Source organism: Pantoea sp. X-Soil-ISGK-259, from assembly GCF_059730705.1.
Genome location: NZ_AP035986.1, coordinates 1,755,391 through 1,773,851 on the forward strand (window position 1 = coordinate 1,755,391; position 18,461 = coordinate 1,773,851).

The 18,461-nt window shown below is 53.5% G+C and carries 20 protein-coding genes and 3 tRNA genes; 9 read left to right on the forward strand and 14 right to left on the reverse strand.

Annotation, left to right across the window (positions count from 1 at the left end; translation table 11 throughout):
- Window positions 1-15: 15 nt before the first annotated feature.
- Both sufE and AC6I77_RS08155 read left to right on the forward strand, forming a co-directional pair.
- Entirely contained in the window at window positions 16-432 is a 417-nt protein-coding gene (sufE, locus tag AC6I77_RS08150; protein WP_003853221.1) for a cysteine desulfuration protein SufE, read from the forward strand.
- 55 nt (window positions 433-487) lie between these two features.
- The gene (locus tag AC6I77_RS08155) at window positions 488-1,513 is read left to right on the forward strand and encodes a L,D-transpeptidase family protein (RefSeq protein ID WP_497816813.1); all 1,026 of its coding nucleotides are present in this window, start codon (window positions 488-490) and stop codon (window positions 1,511-1,513) included.
- Window positions 1,514-1,592: 79 nt separating this feature from the next.
- On the opposite strand, the gene AC6I77_RS08160 is transcribed toward AC6I77_RS08155, so the two are convergent.
- The 6 genes from AC6I77_RS08160 to AC6I77_RS08185 form a co-directional block, all read right to left on the reverse strand.
- The gene (locus tag AC6I77_RS08160) at window positions 1,593-1,829 is read right to left on the reverse strand and encodes a major outer membrane lipoprotein (RefSeq protein ID WP_003853216.1); all 237 of its coding nucleotides are present in this window, start codon (window positions 1,827-1,829) and stop codon (window positions 1,593-1,595) included.
- Between the two features lie 303 nt (window positions 1,830-2,132).
- A complete protein-coding gene (gene pykF, locus AC6I77_RS08165) occupies window positions 2,133-3,545 on the reverse strand; it encodes a pyruvate kinase PykF (protein WP_003853214.1) in 1,413 nt (470 codons plus the stop codon).
- 345 nt (window positions 3,546-3,890) lie between these two features.
- Window positions 3,891-3,967 (reverse strand) — tRNA-Val (locus tag AC6I77_RS08170).
- Window positions 3,968-3,978: 11 nt separating this feature from the next.
- Window positions 3,979-4,055 (reverse strand) — tRNA-Val (locus tag AC6I77_RS08175).
- A gap of 3 nt (window positions 4,056-4,058) precedes the next feature.
- A tRNA-Val gene (locus AC6I77_RS08180) sits at window positions 4,059-4,135 on the reverse strand.
- Between the two features lie 153 nt (window positions 4,136-4,288).
- Window positions 4,289-5,662: an MATE family efflux transporter gene (locus tag AC6I77_RS08185; RefSeq protein WP_003850300.1), complete on the reverse strand. Its 1,374-nt coding sequence runs from the start codon at window positions 5,660-5,662 to the stop codon at window positions 4,289-4,291.
- A 203-nt stretch (window positions 5,663-5,865) separates the two neighbouring features.
- On the opposite strand from AC6I77_RS08185, the gene AC6I77_RS08190 reads away from it, so the two are divergent.
- Complete coding sequence (locus tag AC6I77_RS08190; RefSeq protein ID WP_003850299.1) at window positions 5,866-6,525, forward strand: riboflavin synthase; 660 nt, start codon at window positions 5,866-5,868, stop codon at window positions 6,523-6,525.
- Between the two features lie 220 nt (window positions 6,526-6,745).
- Here the strand turns inward: AC6I77_RS08190 and cfa are convergent, their stop codons facing one another.
- Together cfa and punC are read right to left on the reverse strand one after the other, a co-directional pair.
- Entirely contained in the window at window positions 6,746-7,894 is a 1,149-nt protein-coding gene (gene cfa / locus AC6I77_RS08195) for a cyclopropane fatty acyl phospholipid synthase (protein WP_003850297.1), read from the reverse strand.
- Between the two features lie 309 nt (window positions 7,895-8,203).
- The gene (gene punC / locus AC6I77_RS08200; RefSeq protein ID WP_105099223.1) at window positions 8,204-9,406 is read right to left on the reverse strand and encodes a purine nucleoside transporter PunC; all 1,203 of its coding nucleotides are present in this window, start codon (window positions 9,404-9,406) and stop codon (window positions 8,204-8,206) included.
- A gap of 107 nt (window positions 9,407-9,513) precedes the next feature.
- Here punC and punR point away from each other — a divergent pair, with 107 nt between their 5' ends.
- Complete coding sequence (punR, locus tag AC6I77_RS08205) at window positions 9,514-10,419, forward strand: DNA-binding transcriptional activator PunR (protein WP_003850292.1); 906 nt, start codon at window positions 9,514-9,516, stop codon at window positions 10,417-10,419.
- Here the strand turns inward: punR and purR are convergent.
- Window positions 10,416-11,441 carry an HTH-type transcriptional repressor PurR gene (gene purR, locus AC6I77_RS08210; RefSeq protein WP_003850290.1) on the reverse strand — a complete coding sequence of 342 codons (1,026 nt, stop codon included), beginning with the start codon at window positions 11,439-11,441 and terminating at the stop codon, window positions 10,416-10,418. The genes punR and purR overlap by 4 nt on opposite strands.
- Window positions 11,442-11,722: 281 nt before the next feature.
- Here purR and cydH point away from each other — a divergent pair, with 281 nt between their 5' ends.
- A complete protein-coding gene (gene cydH, locus AC6I77_RS08215; protein WP_010245592.1) occupies window positions 11,723-11,812 on the forward strand; it encodes a cytochrome bd-I oxidase subunit CydH in 90 nt (29 codons plus the stop codon).
- A 43-nt stretch (window positions 11,813-11,855) separates the two neighbouring features.
- Here cydH and AC6I77_RS08220 read toward each other — a convergent pair whose 3' ends face one another.
- Window positions 11,856-12,665 carry a C40 family peptidase gene (locus AC6I77_RS08220; RefSeq protein ID WP_078804509.1) on the reverse strand — a complete coding sequence of 270 codons (810 nt, stop codon included), beginning with the start codon at window positions 12,663-12,665 and terminating at the stop codon, window positions 11,856-11,858.
- A gap of 364 nt (window positions 12,666-13,029) precedes the next feature.
- On the opposite strand from AC6I77_RS08220, the gene AC6I77_RS08225 reads away from it, so the two are divergent.
- Entirely contained in the window at window positions 13,030-13,365 is a 336-nt protein-coding gene (locus tag AC6I77_RS08225) for a Grx4 family monothiol glutaredoxin (RefSeq protein WP_170933470.1), read from the forward strand.
- Between the two features lie 43 nt (window positions 13,366-13,408).
- On the opposite strand, the gene rnt is transcribed toward AC6I77_RS08225, so the two are convergent.
- From rnt to AC6I77_RS08245, 4 genes are all read right to left on the reverse strand, one after another.
- Entirely contained in the window at window positions 13,409-14,077 is a 669-nt protein-coding gene (rnt, locus tag AC6I77_RS08230; protein ID WP_003850282.1) for a ribonuclease T, read from the reverse strand.
- A gap of 120 nt (window positions 14,078-14,197) precedes the next feature.
- Window positions 14,198-14,605, reverse strand: a complete 408-nt coding sequence (gene gloA, locus AC6I77_RS08235; protein WP_008926200.1) for a lactoylglutathione lyase — start codon at window positions 14,603-14,605, stop codon at window positions 14,198-14,200.
- A 116-nt stretch (window positions 14,606-14,721) separates the two neighbouring features.
- Window positions 14,722-15,819, reverse strand: a complete 1,098-nt coding sequence (locus AC6I77_RS08240; RefSeq protein ID WP_003850277.1) for an alkene reductase — start codon at window positions 15,817-15,819, stop codon at window positions 14,722-14,724.
- A gap of 50 nt (window positions 15,820-15,869) precedes the next feature.
- Window positions 15,870-16,466: a TetR/AcrR family transcriptional regulator gene (locus AC6I77_RS08245; RefSeq protein ID WP_008926201.1), complete on the reverse strand. Its 597-nt coding sequence runs from the start codon at window positions 16,464-16,466 to the stop codon at window positions 15,870-15,872.
- A gap of 183 nt (window positions 16,467-16,649) precedes the next feature.
- On the opposite strand from AC6I77_RS08245, the gene AC6I77_RS08250 reads away from it, so the two are divergent.
- The 3 genes from AC6I77_RS08250 (at window position 16,650) to sodC (ending at window position 18,457) form a co-directional block, all read left to right on the forward strand.
- On the forward strand, window positions 16,650-16,889 hold the full coding sequence (locus AC6I77_RS08250) for a DUF1289 domain-containing protein (protein WP_003850275.1): 240 nt from the start codon (window positions 16,650-16,652) through the stop codon (window positions 16,887-16,889).
- Window positions 16,890-16,957: 68 nt separating this feature from the next.
- A complete protein-coding gene (locus AC6I77_RS08255) occupies window positions 16,958-17,854 on the forward strand; it encodes an aldo/keto reductase (RefSeq protein ID WP_003850274.1) in 897 nt (298 codons plus the stop codon).
- 84 nt (window positions 17,855-17,938) lie between these two features.
- Window positions 17,939-18,457 (forward strand): superoxide dismutase family protein, encoded by a 519-nt coding sequence (sodC, locus tag AC6I77_RS08260; RefSeq protein WP_003850273.1) that lies wholly within the window; start codon window positions 17,939-17,941, stop codon window positions 18,455-18,457.
- The last annotated feature ends 4 nt before the right edge of the window (window positions 18,458-18,461 follow it).

Consider the following 18,461-nt stretch of genomic DNA (forward strand, 5'->3'; position numbering starts at 1 on the left):
TTAACGGAGTGAGTGATGGCGACTTTGCCTGAAAAAGAGAAACTGGTTCGCAACTTTAATCGTTGCGCCAACTGGGAAGAGAAGTACCTCTACATTATCGAACTGGGTTCAAAGCTTCCGGAATCTTCTGAAACCTTACACCAGCCGGAAAACGTGATTTCGGGTTGTCAGAGTCAGGTGTGGATCAGAATGACCCCGCAGGAAGATGGTTCGATTGCGTTTGAAGGCGACAGCGATGCCGCTATCGTTAAAGGACTGATTGCTATCGTATTTAGTCTTTATCAGAACCTTCAGCCCGCCGACATTCTGGCGCTGGATGTGCGCCACTGGTTTGGCGAACTGGCCCTGATGCAGCACCTGACGCCCACCCGGTCACAGGGGCTGGAGGCGATGATTCGGTCTATTCGCCATACCGCTCAGAACCTCAGCTAAGTTACACTCCACAGACGCCATCCGGCGTCTGTTTTTTATCTGACGAGAAAATTGCATGAAACCTGCTTTACGTTTAGCCGGTGCATTGCTGCTGACCTGTTTTGGGCTCTCTGCACCCGCGTTCGCCACCGAATATCCGCTGCCACCGCCTGACAGTCGCCTGATTGGCGAGAACGTCCTGACACAGGTTCCCGATGATAAACAACCCCTGGAATCGATCGCGTCCCGTTACCAGGTCGGCCTGCTGGGTCTGCTGGAGGCAAATCCCGGAACCGATCCCTGGCTGCCCAAAGCGGGCACCCAGCTGACGGTGCCGCTGCAGATGATCCTGCCCGATACGCCGCGCGAAGGGATTGTGGTGAATCTCGCCGAGCTTCGCCTCTACTACTATCCCAAAGGGGAAGATAAAGTCATCGTCTATCCCATCGGCATTGGCCAGCTGGGCGCAGCAACACCCGTCATGGTGACGCAAATCAGCCAGAAAATCCCGAATCCTACCTGGACGCCCACTCCGAACATCCGCAAGCGTTACGCCAAAGAGGGCATTACGCTACCCGGCGTGGTCCCGGCCGGACCGGATAACCCGATGGGACAGTTTGCCATGCGTCTGGCGCGCGGCACTGGCCAGTACCTGATCCACGGCACCAATGCGAAGTTTGGCATCGGCATGCGCGTCAGTTCAGGCTGCATCCGCCTGCGCTCAGAGGATATTGAAGCGCTGTTTAACGCGGCGCCAAAAGGCACGCGTGTTCAGATCATCAATCAGCCGGTGAAGTACGCCGTGGAGCCGGATGGGAAACGCTACGTGGAAGTACACCAGCCGCTATCCCATAGCGACAAAGACGATCCCCAGACCATGCCGATTGCGATCACCGGTGACCTGAAGAAGTTTATGAAAAGTGAGAAGAGTGATAGCGCGCTGATTAAAGCCAGCTTAACGCGCCGCTCAGGCATGCCTGTGCTGGTGAGCAGTGGAGATCCGGTACAGAGTGATACCGTGCCGCCTGCGGGGCTGGAGAGTGCCTCTGCGAGCGCGGAGAATCCGGTTTCACAGACTGAAGGTAAAGCGGTTCAACCCTGAAGCAACACGTACCCGAAAGGGTGCTGAATTCAGGCAAAAAAAATGGCGCCATAAAGGCGCCATTTTTAAACCAGAACTCTTACTTACGGTAAGAGTGAGCCTGGTTGTCCAGACGCTGGTTAGCGCGAGCTGCGTCATCTTTAGCAGCCTGAACGTCTGAACGCACTGCGTTCACGTCGTTGCTCAGCTGGTCAACTTTAGCGTTCAGAGTCTGAACGTCTGAAGACAGCTGGTCGATTTTAGCGTTGCTTGAGCAACCAGCCAGCATAGTTGAAGCCAGAACTACCGCGCCCAGTACCAGTTTAGTACGATTCATTATTTATACCCTCTAGATTGAGTTAATCTCCATGTAGCGTTACAAGTATTACACAAAGCTTTTTAAGTTGAGAATAAATTTTTGATGAGAAGATGCTTAAATTTGATCGTTCGCTCAAAGAAGCAGCGGATCACAGAATATGATAAAAAAATTAAGGGAAAACAGAGAGATTTAATCGGATTAACCTTAATATTAAGAGTATTTGAATAGTTATTTTCGATTGGAATTTTCTGGTATTTGGTTTAGGTAGAAATAAAAAAAGCGCCTGACTCAGGCGCTTCAAAATAATGGCTTAAGAAAGTTTTACAGGACGTGAACGGAAGCGGTGTTGGTAGTTCCGCTTGGTACTAATGCACCGGACACCAGAACCACGACATCACCTTTCTGGCCAAAGCCACTTTCCAGCGCCGCTTCTTTACCCAGACGATAGAAATCGTCGGTTGATGCGATCTCAGTCACCAGACGCGTCTCAATGCCTTTACTCAGGATCAGCTGACGTGCAGTGGTCGGATTGGTAGTCAGCGCCAGGATAGTTGCGTTCGGGAAATATTTACGTACAGATTTCGCCGACTTACCGCCTTCGGTAGCCACCACAATCAGAGGCGCTTCCAGCTTCTCAGCGGTCTCAACAGCACCACGGCAGACGGCTTCTGTGATACGCATTTTGCGGTTATCACTCTGGCTGTCGATGCGTGACTTCATCACACGGTCGGTACGTTCGCAGATGGTCGCCATAATGGTGACTGACTCCAGCGGATAACGGCCTTTGGCGCTCTCACCTGACAGCATGACAGCATCAGTCCCATCAAGGATGGCGTTGGCGACGTCACCGGCTTCTGCGCGGGTAGGGCGCGGGTTCTTGATCATGGAATCAAGCATCTGGGTGGCTGTGATAACCACTTTGCGTGCTTTATTACATTTTTTGATCATCATCTTCTGCGCGAAGATCACTTCTTCAACCGGGATCTCAACGCCCAGGTCACCACGTGCAACCATGATGCCGTCTGACGCTTCGAGGATTTCGTCGAAGTTGTTCAGGCCTTCCTGGTTTTCAATTTTGGAGATGATCTGGATGTGTTCGCCACCGTTCTGTTTCAGGTGCTCACGAATTTCCAGCACGTCTGAACGTTTACGGATGAAAGAGGCAGCGACAAAGTCAACGCCCTGCTCACAACCAAAAATCAGATCGCGCTTATCTTTTTCAGCCAGAGCGGGCAGCTGGATAGAAACACCTGGCAGGTTAACGCCTTTGTTCTCGCCCAGATCGCCATTGTTCAGGACTTTACACACCACGGTATTTTCAGTGACTTCGGTGACTTCCATGCCGATCAGGCCATCATCGACCAGCACTGTGTTGCCGATTTTCAGGTCAGCCGTGAAGCCTGGATAGGTAACTGCAACGCGTTCGCTGTTACCGATCACGCTCTGATCAGTCGTAAAGGTAAATGTCTGGCCGGCTTTCAACGCTGCATCGTTACCGCCTTCCAGCTTCATGGTGCGGATTTCAGGGCCTTTGGTATCCAGCAGGATCGCGGCCTGACGACCGGTTTTTTGCATAACGGCACGCATATTGGTGATGCGCTGACCATGCTCGGCATAGTCGCCGTGCGAGAAGTTAAGACGCATGACATTCATGCCAGCTTCGAGGAGCTGAGTCAGCATCTCTTCGGATTCGGTTTTCGGGCCGATTGTACAAACGATTTTAGTCTTTTTCATGACGGATTTTCTGTAAGTTGTGATGGATGAATAAGGGCGGAATTCGATGGCAGCGCATCGAAATGAAATTTCTGATTGAGACTGAAAAGGGCAGTACTGAGTAAGAATAGGTGACGAAGGCCAGGCGTGCAGGGAAGTTGTGCGGTTACGGTTGGTAACCACCACGCTGTTGTTGCGCAAATCATTTGAGTTATCGCAGTAAGCACGTGATCGCTGAAACCTTTCAAGTAAGCAACGCGGGACAGTATAGACGCTAAGTATGCGAAAACCAATCAAAAAGCAGAGGGGAGAAACGATGCAGATCAATAAAAGGAGGCGTTGCGCAAACTGAAGGAATTCTGAAAGTGGTGCGCTCTAATGGACTCGAACCATCGACCCCCACCATGTCAAGGTGGTGCTCTAACCAACTGAGCTAAGAGCGCATACTAAATATTGGTGCGTCCGAGTGGACTCGAACCACCGACCCCCACCATGTCAAGGTGGTGCTCTAACCAACTGAGCTACGGACGCACTTGGTGCGCTCTAATGGACTCGAACCATCGACCCCCACCATGTCAAGGTGGTGCTCTAACCAACTGAGCTAAGAGCGCAACATGCTGTCAGGGCGACAGCGGGGACGAATATTAACGGCAGTGTGTAAGCCTGGCAAGGGGAAAATAGTTTTTTCGCCATGACTGAGCAGCAACTGTGCTAACCGTCGTTTTTTTCGACATTGCGGGCCACGAATGACCCGCGTTTAAAAGCTATCGCGCTGCACGCGTCAGGATGATGTCCGCCGGTAACTGCTGTAACCGTCTGATACGCCAGAGCATCATCAGCGCCGCTGAAGTCAGACCGATAATAAAACCGCACCAGAAACCCGCCGGACCCATCCGCGGCACAATCCAGTCGGTCAGTGCCAGCAGGTAGCCCGCGGGCAGTCCCAGCAGCCAGTAAGCAATAAAGGTAATAAAGAAAATCGACCGCGTATCTTTATAGCCGCGCAGGATCCCGCTGCCAATCACCTGTATCGAGTCCGAAAACTGATAAATGGCCGCCAGCAGCATCAGCTGTGCCGCCAGTGTCACCACCTCGGGATTATCGTTATAGAGCAGGGCGATCTGATGACGAAACGTGACGGTAAAAATCGCGGTCAGCGCGGCCATGCTGATGCCCACACCCTGGGCGGTCCAGGCCGCGACCCGTGCCTGCTCGGTGGAACCCTGACCCAGACGATAACCGACGCGAATGGTGGTCGCGACACCCAGCGACAGCGGCAACACAAACATCAGTGAACTGAAGTTCAGCGCAATCTGGTGACCCGCCACATTGACGATACCCAGTGGCGAGACCAGCAGAGCAACAACGGCAAACAAGGTGACCTCAAAAAAGAGTGCCAATGCCACCGGCAATCCCAGCGTCATCAGGCGGCTCAGAATCGGACGCGAAGGAGGCGACCAGCGGCTCTCAAGCCGGATATCACGCATGCTGCCCATCCGGCGTACCCAGAAGCGCATACAGATAAACATCACCCAGTAAACAGAGGCGGTCGCTACACCACAGCCGACACCACCCAGGGCAGGCATGCCGAAGTGCCCATAAATAAAGACATAGTTGAGCGGGATGTTGAACATCAAGCCCAGAAAGCCCAGCACCATGCCGGGTTTGGTTTTCGACAGCCCCTCGCACTGATTGCGCAGCACCTGAAAGAAGAGATAGCCAGGCGCGCCAAACAGCAGGGCATGCAGATAGCCTTCTGCTTTCAGCGCCAGCGCAGGATCGATGTCATGCATCGCCCGGATGAGATAGCCTGCATGCCATAACAGCACCATAATCAGCAGCGAGACGAAGAAAGCGAGCCAGTATCCCTGGCGAATCTGTTCGCCGATGCGTTCGCGGCGACCTGAACCGTTGAGTTGCGCAACGGTGGGCGTCAATGCAAGCAGAAGACCATGACCAAACAGGATGGCCGGAAGCCAGACAGAGGTGCCGACAGCAACGGCGGCCATATCCGTGGCGCTGACTGCACCGGCCATAATGGTATCCACAAATCCCATTGCGGTTTGCGCCACCTGAGCAAGGATGACTGGAATCGCAAGGGCCAGCAATTGACGCGCTTCTGTTAAATACTTCTGCACGTTAACACCTGACTTGTTGAAAGAATTAAAAGGGCAGAAAAGCCCAGGAAATTGCGCGGGCTAGTGTAACTGGCGCAATAGCATTCGCCAATCTTTGTCACACAATGCGTTTTACGCCGTCATTAAATAGAGGGCGTCGGCTGAAATCTAACACCTGACCTGAGCTGTGATAAACTAGCGCAAACTTCGCAGAGGCAAAGACTATGTTTACCGGTATTGTGCAGGGCACCGCAGAAATCGTGTCCATTGAAGAGAAAGAACTGTTTCGTACCCACACTGTCCGACTGCCGGAAGCGCTTTTACCGGGTCTGGCGCTGGGCGCATCTGTCGCGCACAACGGTTGCTGTTTAACCGTGACGGCAATTGACGGCGACTGCGTCAGTTTTGATTTAATTAAAGAGACCTTGCGGGTAACTAACCTGGGTGATTTACGTCAGGGTGATGTGGTCAATATTGAGCGTGCAGCCCGATTCAGCGATGAAATAGGCGGTCATCTGATGTCAGGTCATATTATGACCACCGCTGAGATCTGCAAGATTATCCAGTCAGAACATAACCGCGAAGTCTGGTTTAAAATCCAGGACCCGACGCAGATGAAATATATTCTGCATAAAGGTTTTGTCGGCATCGACGGTATCAGCCTGACAGTCGGCGATGTGACGAAGACCAAATTCTGCGTCTATCTGATCCCGGAAACGCTGGAGCGCACCACGCTGGGCGCGAAGACGTTTGGCGATCGGGTTAATATTGAGATCGATCCACACACGCAGGCAATCGTAGAGACCGTTGAGCGGGTATTAGCACAGCGCGATGCCGCGGCAGCGATGAGCATGCTGACCGGCCAGACTGACGCCGAGAGCTAATAAGCGTCAAAGATTGCTGGGGAGCCAATCCGGGCGAATCTGGCAGCGATATAATAGCCTGAAGCACAGGGAACACAGTCAGAAGAGGAAAGCGTCCCCCGCCACGGATAACGGGTTTGTCTCTTTCAAATCTTTCTGTGTTCCTGTGCTGTTACACGCTCAAAACTGAACAGGCCCCTTTTTAAAGCCTTTAGCGCGGCAGCATCTTCTTAACATGACCCTACCGCGCCACCCGTAATCCGCCCTCAACACCGCGACTGAACACAATCTGCCACAGCTGAATATCACGCGCCCGGAAGGCACCGGCACAGGCATTGAGATAATAAGAGAACATCCGCTTAAAGCGTTCACCATATTTATCAGCCAGTTCTGGCCAGGCCTGCACAAAGCGTTCATGCCAGGCCATCAATGTTTTGTCGTAATCAGCACCAAAGTTATGCCAGTCTTCCAGAATAAAGTGGGGCTCGCTGGCATCCGCTACATGACGCACTGACGGCAGACAACCATTGGGGAAGATATATTTATCGATCCAGGGATCGACGCTCATATCGGTCTTAATTGCACCAATAGTGTGAAGCAGGAAAATACCGTCAGGTTTTAAATTACGATCGACCACATCAAAATAGGTGGCGTAATTTTTTGGCCCGACATGTTCGAACATTCCCACTGAAACAATACGATCAAACTGCTCATTCAGATCGCGATAATCCTGCAACAGAATTGTGACGTCTAATCCGTTACAGCGCTGCTGCGCCAGTTTTTGCTGTTCGGCGGAAATCGTCACGCCATGCACTTTGACGCCGTAATGACGTGCAGCAAATTCCGCGAGTCCGCCCCAGCCACAGCCAATATCCAGCAGCGACATCCCGGGTTCCAGCGCTAATTTCCGGCAGATCATATCCAGCTTGGCTTCCTGTGCTGTCGCCAGCGTCGTGGCCTCTTTCCAGTAGCCACAGGAATATTGCATATAAGGATCAAGCATCAGTGAAAAAAGATCGTTGCCGAGATCGTAATGTTCTTTACCGACAATCCAGGCCCGTTTTTTTGATTGCAGATTCGTTAAGCGAGCGGCGGCAATGCGCAACGTATCTTTAAAGTGGTGAGGCAATTGCTGATCGAGTTTATGTTTAAGTACGTGGTGAAAGAACATATCCAGCCGGTCACACTCCCACCATCCATCCATATAGCTCTCACCGAGCCCAAGTGAACCCTCCTGCAGAACACGTTTAAAAAAACCTGGATGCGTAACATGAATATCCCATGGACGTGAACCATTGATTTCGACATCCGCTGATTCCAGCAGTTCATGAACGATGCGATACCAATGGTTCTCTTCCGGGCTCACTACTTCAGCATAAGATGAACTCATAGCTTTTCCACCACCTGTCCAATCTGAACCTGAACAAAGAGTAGCCAATTTCGTCAGGCATTGAGAAACGTTACGGATGACTCCGCACACCGGTTATTGTGTGATACAGAGGACTGGAATAGCCTGCAGCTGGACGGGCAAGATGAGAATAACGCGCGCGAATACCGTCCCGGCAACAGGGTGCCAATCAGATTATTACGTTATTATATTGTTGATTTATTACAGATTTGTTGACCCGAATGAGTATATTCTCACGCGGGTCAATATTCAATGACTTATTGTTAGGATGCTAACTAAGAAGTCAGTGTGTCAGTGATTATCCTGGCAGGCAGGTTGCGCTGAGGCAACAACACTTTGTGCGCTGTCGGCACGCTGCATGGCGAAGCCGAACAGCGCGAGCACAATGGTCGCCGTCATCGTGAGTGTGGTGGTAAACAGCGCCTGAGTTAATCCGGCTGATACCGCCAGGCTTGCGGCGAAGCACAGACCTAACTGCAGTGTGTTCTGCAATGCGGCCGCTTTGCCGGTAGCATTCGGGAAGGGCATTAATGCACTGGAGACCACAATCGGATAGATCGCGCCGTTCGCCAGCGCCATGCCGCAGAATGGAACCATCAGGCTAACCAGCGTGCTGTTGCCGGCAAGCGCAACAGCAAACAGCGCCAGAATGCTCAGGCTATAGATACCCAGTAACCATGGCAGCAACTGTGAACCGTTAAAGCGGTTGAGCAGGGCGCGACAGCCGAAGCCACCTATCAAAAAGGCGAGGGTCTGTGGCACATAACTCAGGCCGATGTCGGCAGGCGAGAGACCTAAATCTGCCAGAATAAACGGCGAACCCGTCAGCCAGGCAAAGAAGCTGGCAGAACAGGCTGAGTAGATCAGCACGTTGCCGCTATAAACCCGCGATTTGAGCAGGGTAAAGAAACCCGGCTGTGCCTTTTTTTCACCTGCGACTTTGCGAACAGTGGGCAGACGCAGCGTGGTCAGAATCAGCGCTACCGCAATCAGGGTCAGCACCAGGAAGATTGAACGCCAGTGGAAATGACCAATCAGCCAGGCGCCCAGCAACGGGGCCAGTGCCGGAGAGAGTGCAACCAGCGGCATAATGGTGGCGAAAACTTTGTTGGCACGTGCGGCAGGGTAGCGATCCACGACCAGTGCCTGCCAGCTAACGGCAGCAGCACAGACGCCAATCGCCTGAACAAAACGTAGCGCCAGCATCAGATAGATATCATTGACCCACAGCATGCCTGCACAACCGATCCCAAACATGGCCAGCCCGGTCAGCAGCACAGGTTTACGGCCAATGCGATCGGAAAGGGGTCCCCAGAAGAGCTGACCCACAGCGAAGCCTCCCAGAAAAAGACTCATACTGGCGCTGATCAGGCCGGGTGAGGTGTTAAACGTTTGCTGCATCGCGCCGAAGGCGGGCAGGTACATATCGGTGGCTAAAAAGCCGAGCATGCTCAGCAGGGCAAGGTAAGGCATAAATCCTTTATTCGACAACATCTCATTCTCATTTTTGCAGGATAAACGCGGCAGAGTGTAAAAGGTGCGTTTGCTGCTGTGAAACGGTAATATTTGCCGCTTGCTGTTAAAAATTTTGAAGGCAGATTATGTGGTCAGAATATGCATTAGAAGTGGTTGACGCAGTCGCCCGTGGCGGCAGCTTTAGCGCTGCTGCGCAGGAGTTACATCGGGTGCCCTCTGCCATCAGTTACACGGTGCGGCAGCTGGAGAGTTGGCTGGCGGTGCCGCTGTTTGAGCGTCAGCACCGTGAAGTGGTACTGACTCCGGCAGGCGAGCATTTTGTCCGTGAAGGGCGCAGCGTCATCAAAAAAATGCTAGCCACACGACGACAGTGTCAGCAGCTGGCCAACGGCTGGCGCGGTCAGCTCAGCATCGCGGTTGACCGTATCGCTAAACCTCAGCGCACCCGGCAACTGGTTAAAGATTTCTATCGCCATTTCCCCGACATGGAGCTGATCATCAGTTATGAAGTTTTTAACGGCGTCTGGGATGCGCTGGCCGATGGCCGGGTAGAAGTGGCCATTGGGGCCACCCAGGCGATTCCGGTGGGCGGACGTTTTGCGTTTCGCGATATGGGCACACTCAACTGGCGCTGCGTGGTCGCGCCCGATCATCCCCTGACGCAGGCGAGCCAGATCGATGACGACACGCTGCGTAGCTGGCCGTCACTGGTGCTGGAAGATACTTCACGCGCACTGCCGCGCCGAATGACATGGACGCTGGATAACCAGCGCAGGCTGGTGGTGCCGGAATGGCAAACCGGGCTGGAGTGCGTGCAGGCGGGATTGTGTGTGGCGATGGTGCCCGGTCATCTTGCCAGGCCACTGCTCGACAGCGGCGATCTGGTTGAACTGACTCTGCCGGTGGCGTTTCCGGACAGTCCCTGCTGTGTCAGCTGGGCTGAGGATCGCGCATCACCGGCGACTGGCTGGTTGCTCAGCTACCTGGGTGATGCGCAAACGCTTAATCAGGAGTGGTTAAGCGAGGATTAACGGCGATAGTCGCGGAATGGACCGTCGGCCACCGAGCGGCGCTCAATCAGCGTAGGGTGTACTTCAATCGTCTGTGACACTTCACGCTTACTGGTGATGCGGTCCAGCAGCATATCCAGCGCTTTTTCACCTAACTGAGCTTTAGGCTGATGCACGGTGGTCAGGGCCGGTGCGAAATAGCGGGCGTTGCGCACATTATCATAACCGATCACCGAAATATCCTGCGGTACGCGCAAACCCATTTCGTCGGCGGCGCAAATTGCACCCATTGCCATGATATCACCACCGCAGAACACCGCCGTCGGGCGCTGTTTCTGTGACAGGATCTGCTGCATCGCCTGATAGCCCGACTCCGGCTCAAAGTCACCCTGGACAATCCACTCGGCGCGCGGCTGAATGCTGGCTTCTTCCAGCGCCTTCAGGAAACCGGCATGACGTCCGCCACCGGTATTACGCTCCATCTGACCGGGGATAGCACCAATGTCGCGGTGACCGCGTTCAATCAGATAGCGTCCTGCCAGATAGCCGCCCTGGAACGCGTTATCCAGAACCGTGTCGGTGAAGTCGGCGCGCGATTCGCCCCAGTCCATTACCACCATCGGGATGTTACGGTTCTCTTCCAGCATCTGCAGCAGGTCGTCTGGATATTCTGAGCACATCACCAGCAGACCATCGACACGCTTCTGCGCCATCATGCTGAGATAGGCGCGCTGTTTTTGCAGATCGTTATGCGAATTCCCCAGAATCAGCGTATAGCCTTTGTCAAAACAGTGATTCTCAATCGCTTCAATAATCTCTGCGAAATAGGGGGCTTCGCTGGAGGTCGCCAGCAGGCCCAGCGTTCTGGTGTGATTCACTTTCAGGCTGCGCGCCACGGCGCTTGGCGAATAGTGCAGTTCTTTTATCGCCTGCCAGACCGCGTTACGCGTCTCTTCTGCGACAAAGCGGGTTTTATTGATGACGTGCGAAACCGTCGTCGTTGAGACGCCAGCGCGTTTCGCCACATCTTTAATTGTTGCCATGAAAATCGGACTCCAGTGCTTATCTAACTCTATGATAAGCGTAGTGTTAAACGTTTGCGTCTGCTCAGGGTTTTTTCCGCAAAAATGCCGCGTTTTTGGCCGGTTTACAGGCCGCTGGCGGAAATAAAACGCCTGAAAACCGGCGCAAACGGAATCAGGATTGCGCGCGTTGCGCAACAAAGGCGGGATTCTAACAAGGCTGAACGGATAAAACGAGATTTTTACCGGGCCCTGTGGGAAAATGCGATATCCCCACAAATTGTGTGACTAAGGAGCAAACAATGAGTACCGATCTTAAACTGGCTTTAATGACGACTGCGGGCTGTCTGCTGATGATTGTAGCCTTTAGTTTTACCGCCATTCTGCACTAAAAAAAAGCCGGGAATCTCCCGGCTTTTTACGACTGTTTTCTGGTTAGCGTATGGTTTTCGGCGTCATCACACGACGGGCACCAATGTAATGACGCTGCCAGTAATCTTCCCCTAATGCGCTAATCTGAATGTCTTTTCCGGTACGCGGTGACTGGATAAACTTGCCATCTCCCAGGTACACGCCAACGTGATCCGCTGTACCGCGACCATTAATACGGAAGAAGACCAGATCGCCTTTCTCCAGCGACTCACGCTTGATGGGTGCGGCGTCACGCAGGTGATACATCTCATTAGCGGTACGCGGAATCTTAAACTTCACCAGATCTTTATAGGCGTACCAGACCAGGCCGCTGCAATCGAAGCCGGTATGCGGCGAAGTGCCGCCCCACTGGTAGGGTTTACCCAGCTGGCCCATCAGTTTGGTCATCGCGGTTTCGCGAGCCTTCTGATAACGCTGACGGTGGGATTTGCTCATTTTAATCGTGCCCGGCTCGCTGGTGGTGACCTCAGCGGTTTTTAGCAGGCGCTGATGGCCATAGCGTTTCTTCTCTTTGTTCTTTTGCTGGCTTTTGCTTATACGGGCGGTTTTAAGCGAGGTCTTCTTAGCAGGCGTCTGTTTGGCAGTGAGTTCGACTTTTTTCTGTTTTTTCGTTTTAAGTTTTTGAACAGGGCTGAGGCGAGTCTTTTTCGTCACCGTTTTTACCTGGCGACGTTTGCGGCGTTCATCGTCGCGCGCACTCTTTTTTTCTGCTTTATGCGTACTGACGTTCACCGGCGTGTGCGGCGAAGCAGCAGCGACGTTGAAAAACAGTTGCGCAATGGCCAGCATGAAAAGCGTAATGATTAAACGCATAGTCCGTTGATTAGTTAAGTTGTCAGGGCCACTACGCACCGCGACAAAGTTGAGATTAATCTGATCCAGGATCAGGGCCCAGGCCATTCTAGTCCAGTTCGTTTAAAAACTGTAATGCCTTTTAATATTAATCTGTGCAACCCACGTAATCGCGCTGAAAATGAACATTTTCAGCGTCTTATATCAGCGAAATTATTACGAATTATTAAACTGTTACCCGCTGTTAATAATCAGAGGGTCGTGCATCCCGCTGCAGGACTTAACAATGATGGCGGTATAATCGGTAGCGGACAAAATCTCGTTTTCAGTCACGCTGCGAAGTCGCTACAATAAACAAACACGAAGTCACGATTTAAGGAAGGCAATTATGAGTACTGTAGAAAAAATTCAGCGCCAGATCGCAGAAAATCCGATCCTGCTGTACATGAAAGGTTCCCCGAAACTGCCTAGCTGCGGTTTCTCTGCACAGGCGGTACAGGCGCTGTCAGCCTGTGGTGAGCGTTTTGCTTACGTGGATATTCTGCAGAACCCGGACATTCGTGCCGAGATGCCGAAATTCGCTAACTGGCCAACCTTCCCGCAGCTGTGGGTTGATGGCGAGCTGGTCGGTGGCTGCGACATCATCGTTGAGATGTTGCAGCGTGGTGAACTGCAGACGCTGATCAAAGAGACTGCAGAAAAATTTAAAGAAGCAGAATAAAAAAAGGCCGACATCACGTCGGCCTTTTCCATTGCAGCCTCCCTTATGCGGATGCACTGGCTTCTGCATCGCCTTCCGCGAAAGGCAGTGGCCAGCCGCCTAAGCGTTTCCAGCGGTTCACCAGCTCGCAGAACAGTGTTGCTGTCTGCTGCGTGTCATAAAGCGCCGAATGCGCCTGGGTACTGTCAAACTCCATTCCCGCCGCAATACAGGCTTTCGCCAGAACCGTCTGACCCAGCACCAGTCCGCTGAGTGCCGCGGTGTCAAAGGTGGCAAAGGGGTGAAACGGATTGCGCTTCAGGCTGGCACGCTCTGCCGCTGCTGACATAAAGTTCAGGTCAAAAGTGGCATTGTGCGCCACCATAATGGCGCGATTGCAGCCACTGTCCTTAATCCCCTTGCGCACCATTTTGAAAATGGCATGCAGCGCTTCATATTCACTGACTGCTCCGCGCAGCGGATTGCTGGGATCGATACCGGTAAACGCCAGCGCTTCAGGATGCAGCAGCGAACCGACAAAAGGTTCGACGTTGAAATGCAGCGTCTGGTCAATCTGAATCCAGCCCTCTTCATCCATTTTCAGCGTGATGGCAGCAATCTCCAGTAACGCATCGGTTTGCGCGTTGAAACCTGCGGTTTCAACGTCGATCACCACCGGATAGAAGCCACGGAAACGTTGATTGAGTGCATTAGGGGAATTCGATTCAGACATCAGGATCTCGTTGCAGAAAAAGGGCAGCGCGTATTATGGCAAAAAACGGGGCCGGGTGCAGCAGATGAAGCGCAGAGAAGGGGATTCAGCCCACCCGAACGGGCAAGCTGAGGGGCAGGTTTAGTTGCCCAGGCCGTTGCCGGCATCTTTGTTTTCGATCAGCTCGATTTTGTAACCATCGGGATCTTCAACAAAGGCAATAATGGTAGAGCCGCCTTTGACCGGGCCAGCCTCACGCGTCACGTTGCCGCCATCTTTACGGATGCGTTCGCAGGCAGCTGCCGCGTCATCCACGCCCAGTGCAATGTGACCATACGCATTACCGAGGTCATACTTATCGACGCCCCAGTTATAGGTCAGTTCGATTACCGCACCTTCGCTCTCGTCGGTGTAGCCCACAAAGGCCAGGGTATATTTATATTCGGTGTTTTCGCTCTGACGCAGCACGCGCATGCCGAGCACACGAGTGTAGAAATCGATTGAACGTTGCAGATCGCCAACGCGCAGCATGGTATGAAGTAAACGCATAACATCCTCTTTTAAATAAAACGCCATCGCCGGATGACCCAGGCGATAAGTATAGCGATGAAAATCGCCATTGAATAATGGCTGCCGTCATCGTCCCGGACGGCAGCCCAAAACGATTACAGCGTCGGGTAGTCGATATACCCTTCAGCGCCGCCGCCGTAGAAGCTTTCCGGGCGCTGTGGATTGAGCGGCGCATCCTGCTGCAGACGCTCAACCAGGTCCGGGTTAGCTATGTAATCGCGACCAAAGGCAACGGCATCGATCAGACCACGACCAATCAGGTCATCGGCTTTCTCAACGGTGTAGGCACCCGCACCGATGATGGCACCCGGGAAGAGATCACGCACTTTCTGGCGGAAAGCGTCGGTGTAAGGCTGACCACCGGCCCAGTCTGGCTCAGAGAGGTGCAGATAGGCGATATTGCGTTTTGCCAGCTCGCCGATGTACCACAACGCCGCTTCTTCTTCGTCCGGACCGTTATCCAGATTCTGGAAGCTACCGATAGGTGATACGCGAATACCAATGCGATCGGCAGACCAGTTAGCAATGACCGCATCAACTACTTCAAGCGCAAAGCGACCGCGTTTTTCAATGCTGCCACCGTATTCATCGGTACGCTGGTTGGAGTCTGGTGCCAGGAACTGGTGAATCAGATAACCGTGCGCCGAGTGCAGCTCAAGCAGATCAAAGTCCGCTTCACGTGCGTTGGCCGCAGCCTGACCGAAATCGGCCACGATCTGCTTGATCTCCGGCACGGTCAGTTCACGCGGTGTTGAGGTATCTTCGCGATAAACGCTGCCATCTTCCGCACGCAGTGAAGTACGGGTGCCTGCAGCAATCGCCGAGGGAGCCACCGGTGCTTTACCTTCCGGCTGCACGCTGTTATGAGAGATACGACCGGTATGCCAAAGCTGCACGGCGGTGTGGCCGCCAGCCTGATGCACGCCTTCGTTAATCGCTTTCCACGCTGCAATCTGTGGCTGCGTATGTAAGCCTGGTGCACCAGCATAGCCTTTCGCCTGGAAAGAGATCTGGGTTGCTTCAGTGATGATCAGACCGGCGCTGGCGCGCTGACGGTAATATTCCGCCATCATCGGGGTAGGGATGTCGCCAGGCTCGATGCTGCGCAGACGGGTCAGCGGTGCCATGAATACGCGGTTTGGGACGGTAATTGCGCCGACTTTCAGCGGATTAAACAGCTGGGTACTCGCCATAATAGCTCCTGATTAGTAGACCAGTCGTCTACAAATGCGTTTTTTAAAAATCAGTGGCTCTTAAGCCACTGTTCGATGGTACTCAATGCCAGGCGCAGTGGCTGCGCCTCGCGGGAAATTTTGCTCTGCAGGCTGGCGCCAAGCCACAGCAACGACAGTAATTCCGCCATCTGCGCGGGAGGCTGTGGCAGGTTCATCGACTCCTGCTGTTCTGCAGCGATCAGCGTCCGGGCGTAGAGGGCCGTGATTTTCGCTGCGCCCTGCTGCAGTGCGTCACGCATTGGCTCAGAAAGATCGCATACCTCAGCGGAGATCTTAACGCCCAGACAACCCATAATGTGACCCTGCTGCACAAACAGCTCAACGGCCGCACGAAAGTGGTTCAGCAGACGCTCACGCGGGGTGCCGCTGGTCTGGTTGAGCTGCAGCTCGACATCCTGCAGGAAACGCGCAAAGTAACGTTCCAGTAACGCCACGCCAAACGCTTCTTTAGAGCGGAAATAGTAGTAGAAGGAGCCTTTCGGCACCGCCGCCTGCGTCAGCAGCTCACTGAGGCCCATTCCGGCAAAGCCGCGCTGAAGACAGAGTGTCTCCCCTGTCTGGAGCAGGTGTTCACGGGTTTCATTACGTTGCAGCGTCTTATTCATGGCTCTGAGATTAGTAGACCAGTCGGTCTAACGCAACTCAGTCTGTTGCATTTGGCACAGAGTGTTCACCCCAGAGAGAAAGAAAAGGATAATTCTGACCGGTCAGGATTTTCTTCCTGCGCAACCAGGCTACGCTTTTGAGTGGACTGATTTTGCTTTTTATTTAATGAATCTGGAGTCGTGGTGGCCGAGCAGCTTGAGTTTTTTCCGGTTCCCAGCCCCTGTCGCGGCATCTGCCAGACGGATGCACGCGGTTACTGCCTGGGATGTTTACGCAGCCGCGATGAGCGGTTCAACTGGCTGCGCTTTAGTGATGCGCAAAAGCGTGAGGTGATACGCCTTTGTCAGCAGCGTCGACAGCGTCTGCAGCGTCAACAGAAAGGCGACGAGCCACCCGAGCCACAACAGCCAGAGTTATTCTGACGACTTTGCGCTTTCCGTTATACTCTCTGACACATTAATTACAGCCCACGCGCAACAGGGAGAACGTCATGTTAGAACCGCAAGCCATCGCTTCACAGGGGCCAGAATTTTCACCGCTGGTTATGGGGTACTGGCGCCTGATGGAGTGGGGCATGTCACCTCAGGAGCGCGTCGCGTTTATTGAGCACCATCTGCGGCTTGGCATTACCACCGTTGACCATGCCGACATCTACGGTGACTACCAGTGTGAAGCGGCATTTGGCGAGGCGCTGAAACTGGCACCCGGACTGCGCGACCAGCTGCAGATTGTGACCAAATGCGGTATTGCTACCCGCGCCCGGCCTGAGCATCAGATTGGCCACTACATCACCGATAAAAACCATATCCTGCAGAGCGCTGAAAACTCGCTGCGCCATCTCCACACCGATCGCCTTGATTTGCTCCTGATCCATCGCCCCGATCCGCTGATGGCGGCTGACGACGTGGCTGAAGCCTTTATGGCATTGCATCAGAGCGGCAAGGTTCTGCATTTTGGCGTCTCAAACTTCACACCCTCTCAGTTCTCCCTGCTGCAATCCCGCCTGCCGTTCTCGCTGGTCACCAATCAGCTGGAGATTTCACCGGTTCAGCAAAGCGTGCTGCTGGATGGATCGCTGGATCAATGCCAGCAACTGCGCATTCGTCCGATGGCCTGGTCCTGTCTGGGAGGAGGCCGCCTGTTTAACGATCCGCACTATCAGCCACTGCGTAACGAACTGGAAGCTGTGCGGCAGGAAACCGGCGCCACCAGCCTGGATCAGGTCGTTTATGCCTGGATACTGATGCTGCCGTCGCGCCCACTGCCCATTATCGGTTCAGGTAAAACATCCCGGGTCAGCGAAGCCGCTGGTGCACTGAATGTCATGCTGACACGTCAGCAGTGGTTCCGCATTCGTAAGGCGGCGCTGGGTTTTGATGTGCCCTGAAGCGTAAAAGTGCGTCAATCTTCAGCAAAATAGCGCAACAGCGACCAGACTTACCTCAATCCCTGGGATGAAAAAGGAGTCATCATGAAAATGAAAGCTGTTGCGCTATTCGCCCTGATCGCCTGCGGTGCAGCACAGGCTGCCAGCGAGCAGGTTACGGTCCATCAGGTTACCGCTGAAGGCATCGGAAAATCGGTTGGCACGGTAAAAATTGACGAGACACAGTATGGTCTGCAGTTCACGCCCGATCTGAAAGGCCTTCAGCCAGGCATTCATGGTTTCCATGTCCATGCTAAAGGCAGCTGTGAGCCGGGCGAGTCTGAAGGCAAAGTGGTCGCCGCCGGTGCTGCGGGCGGTCACCTTGATCCTGCCAACAGTGGCAAACATCTGGGGCCTTACGCTGAGGGACATCTCGGGGATTTGCCTGCGATTTATGTCGATGACAAAGGCAATGCAACCTATCCGGTGCTGGCACCTCGTCTGAAATCCTTAAACGAGATCAAAGGAAAAGCGCTGATGGTGCATGCTGGCGGGGATAACCACGCCGATCATCCTAAACCGCTGGGCGGCGGCGGGGCGCGTTATGCCTGCGGTGTAATCTGAGTGT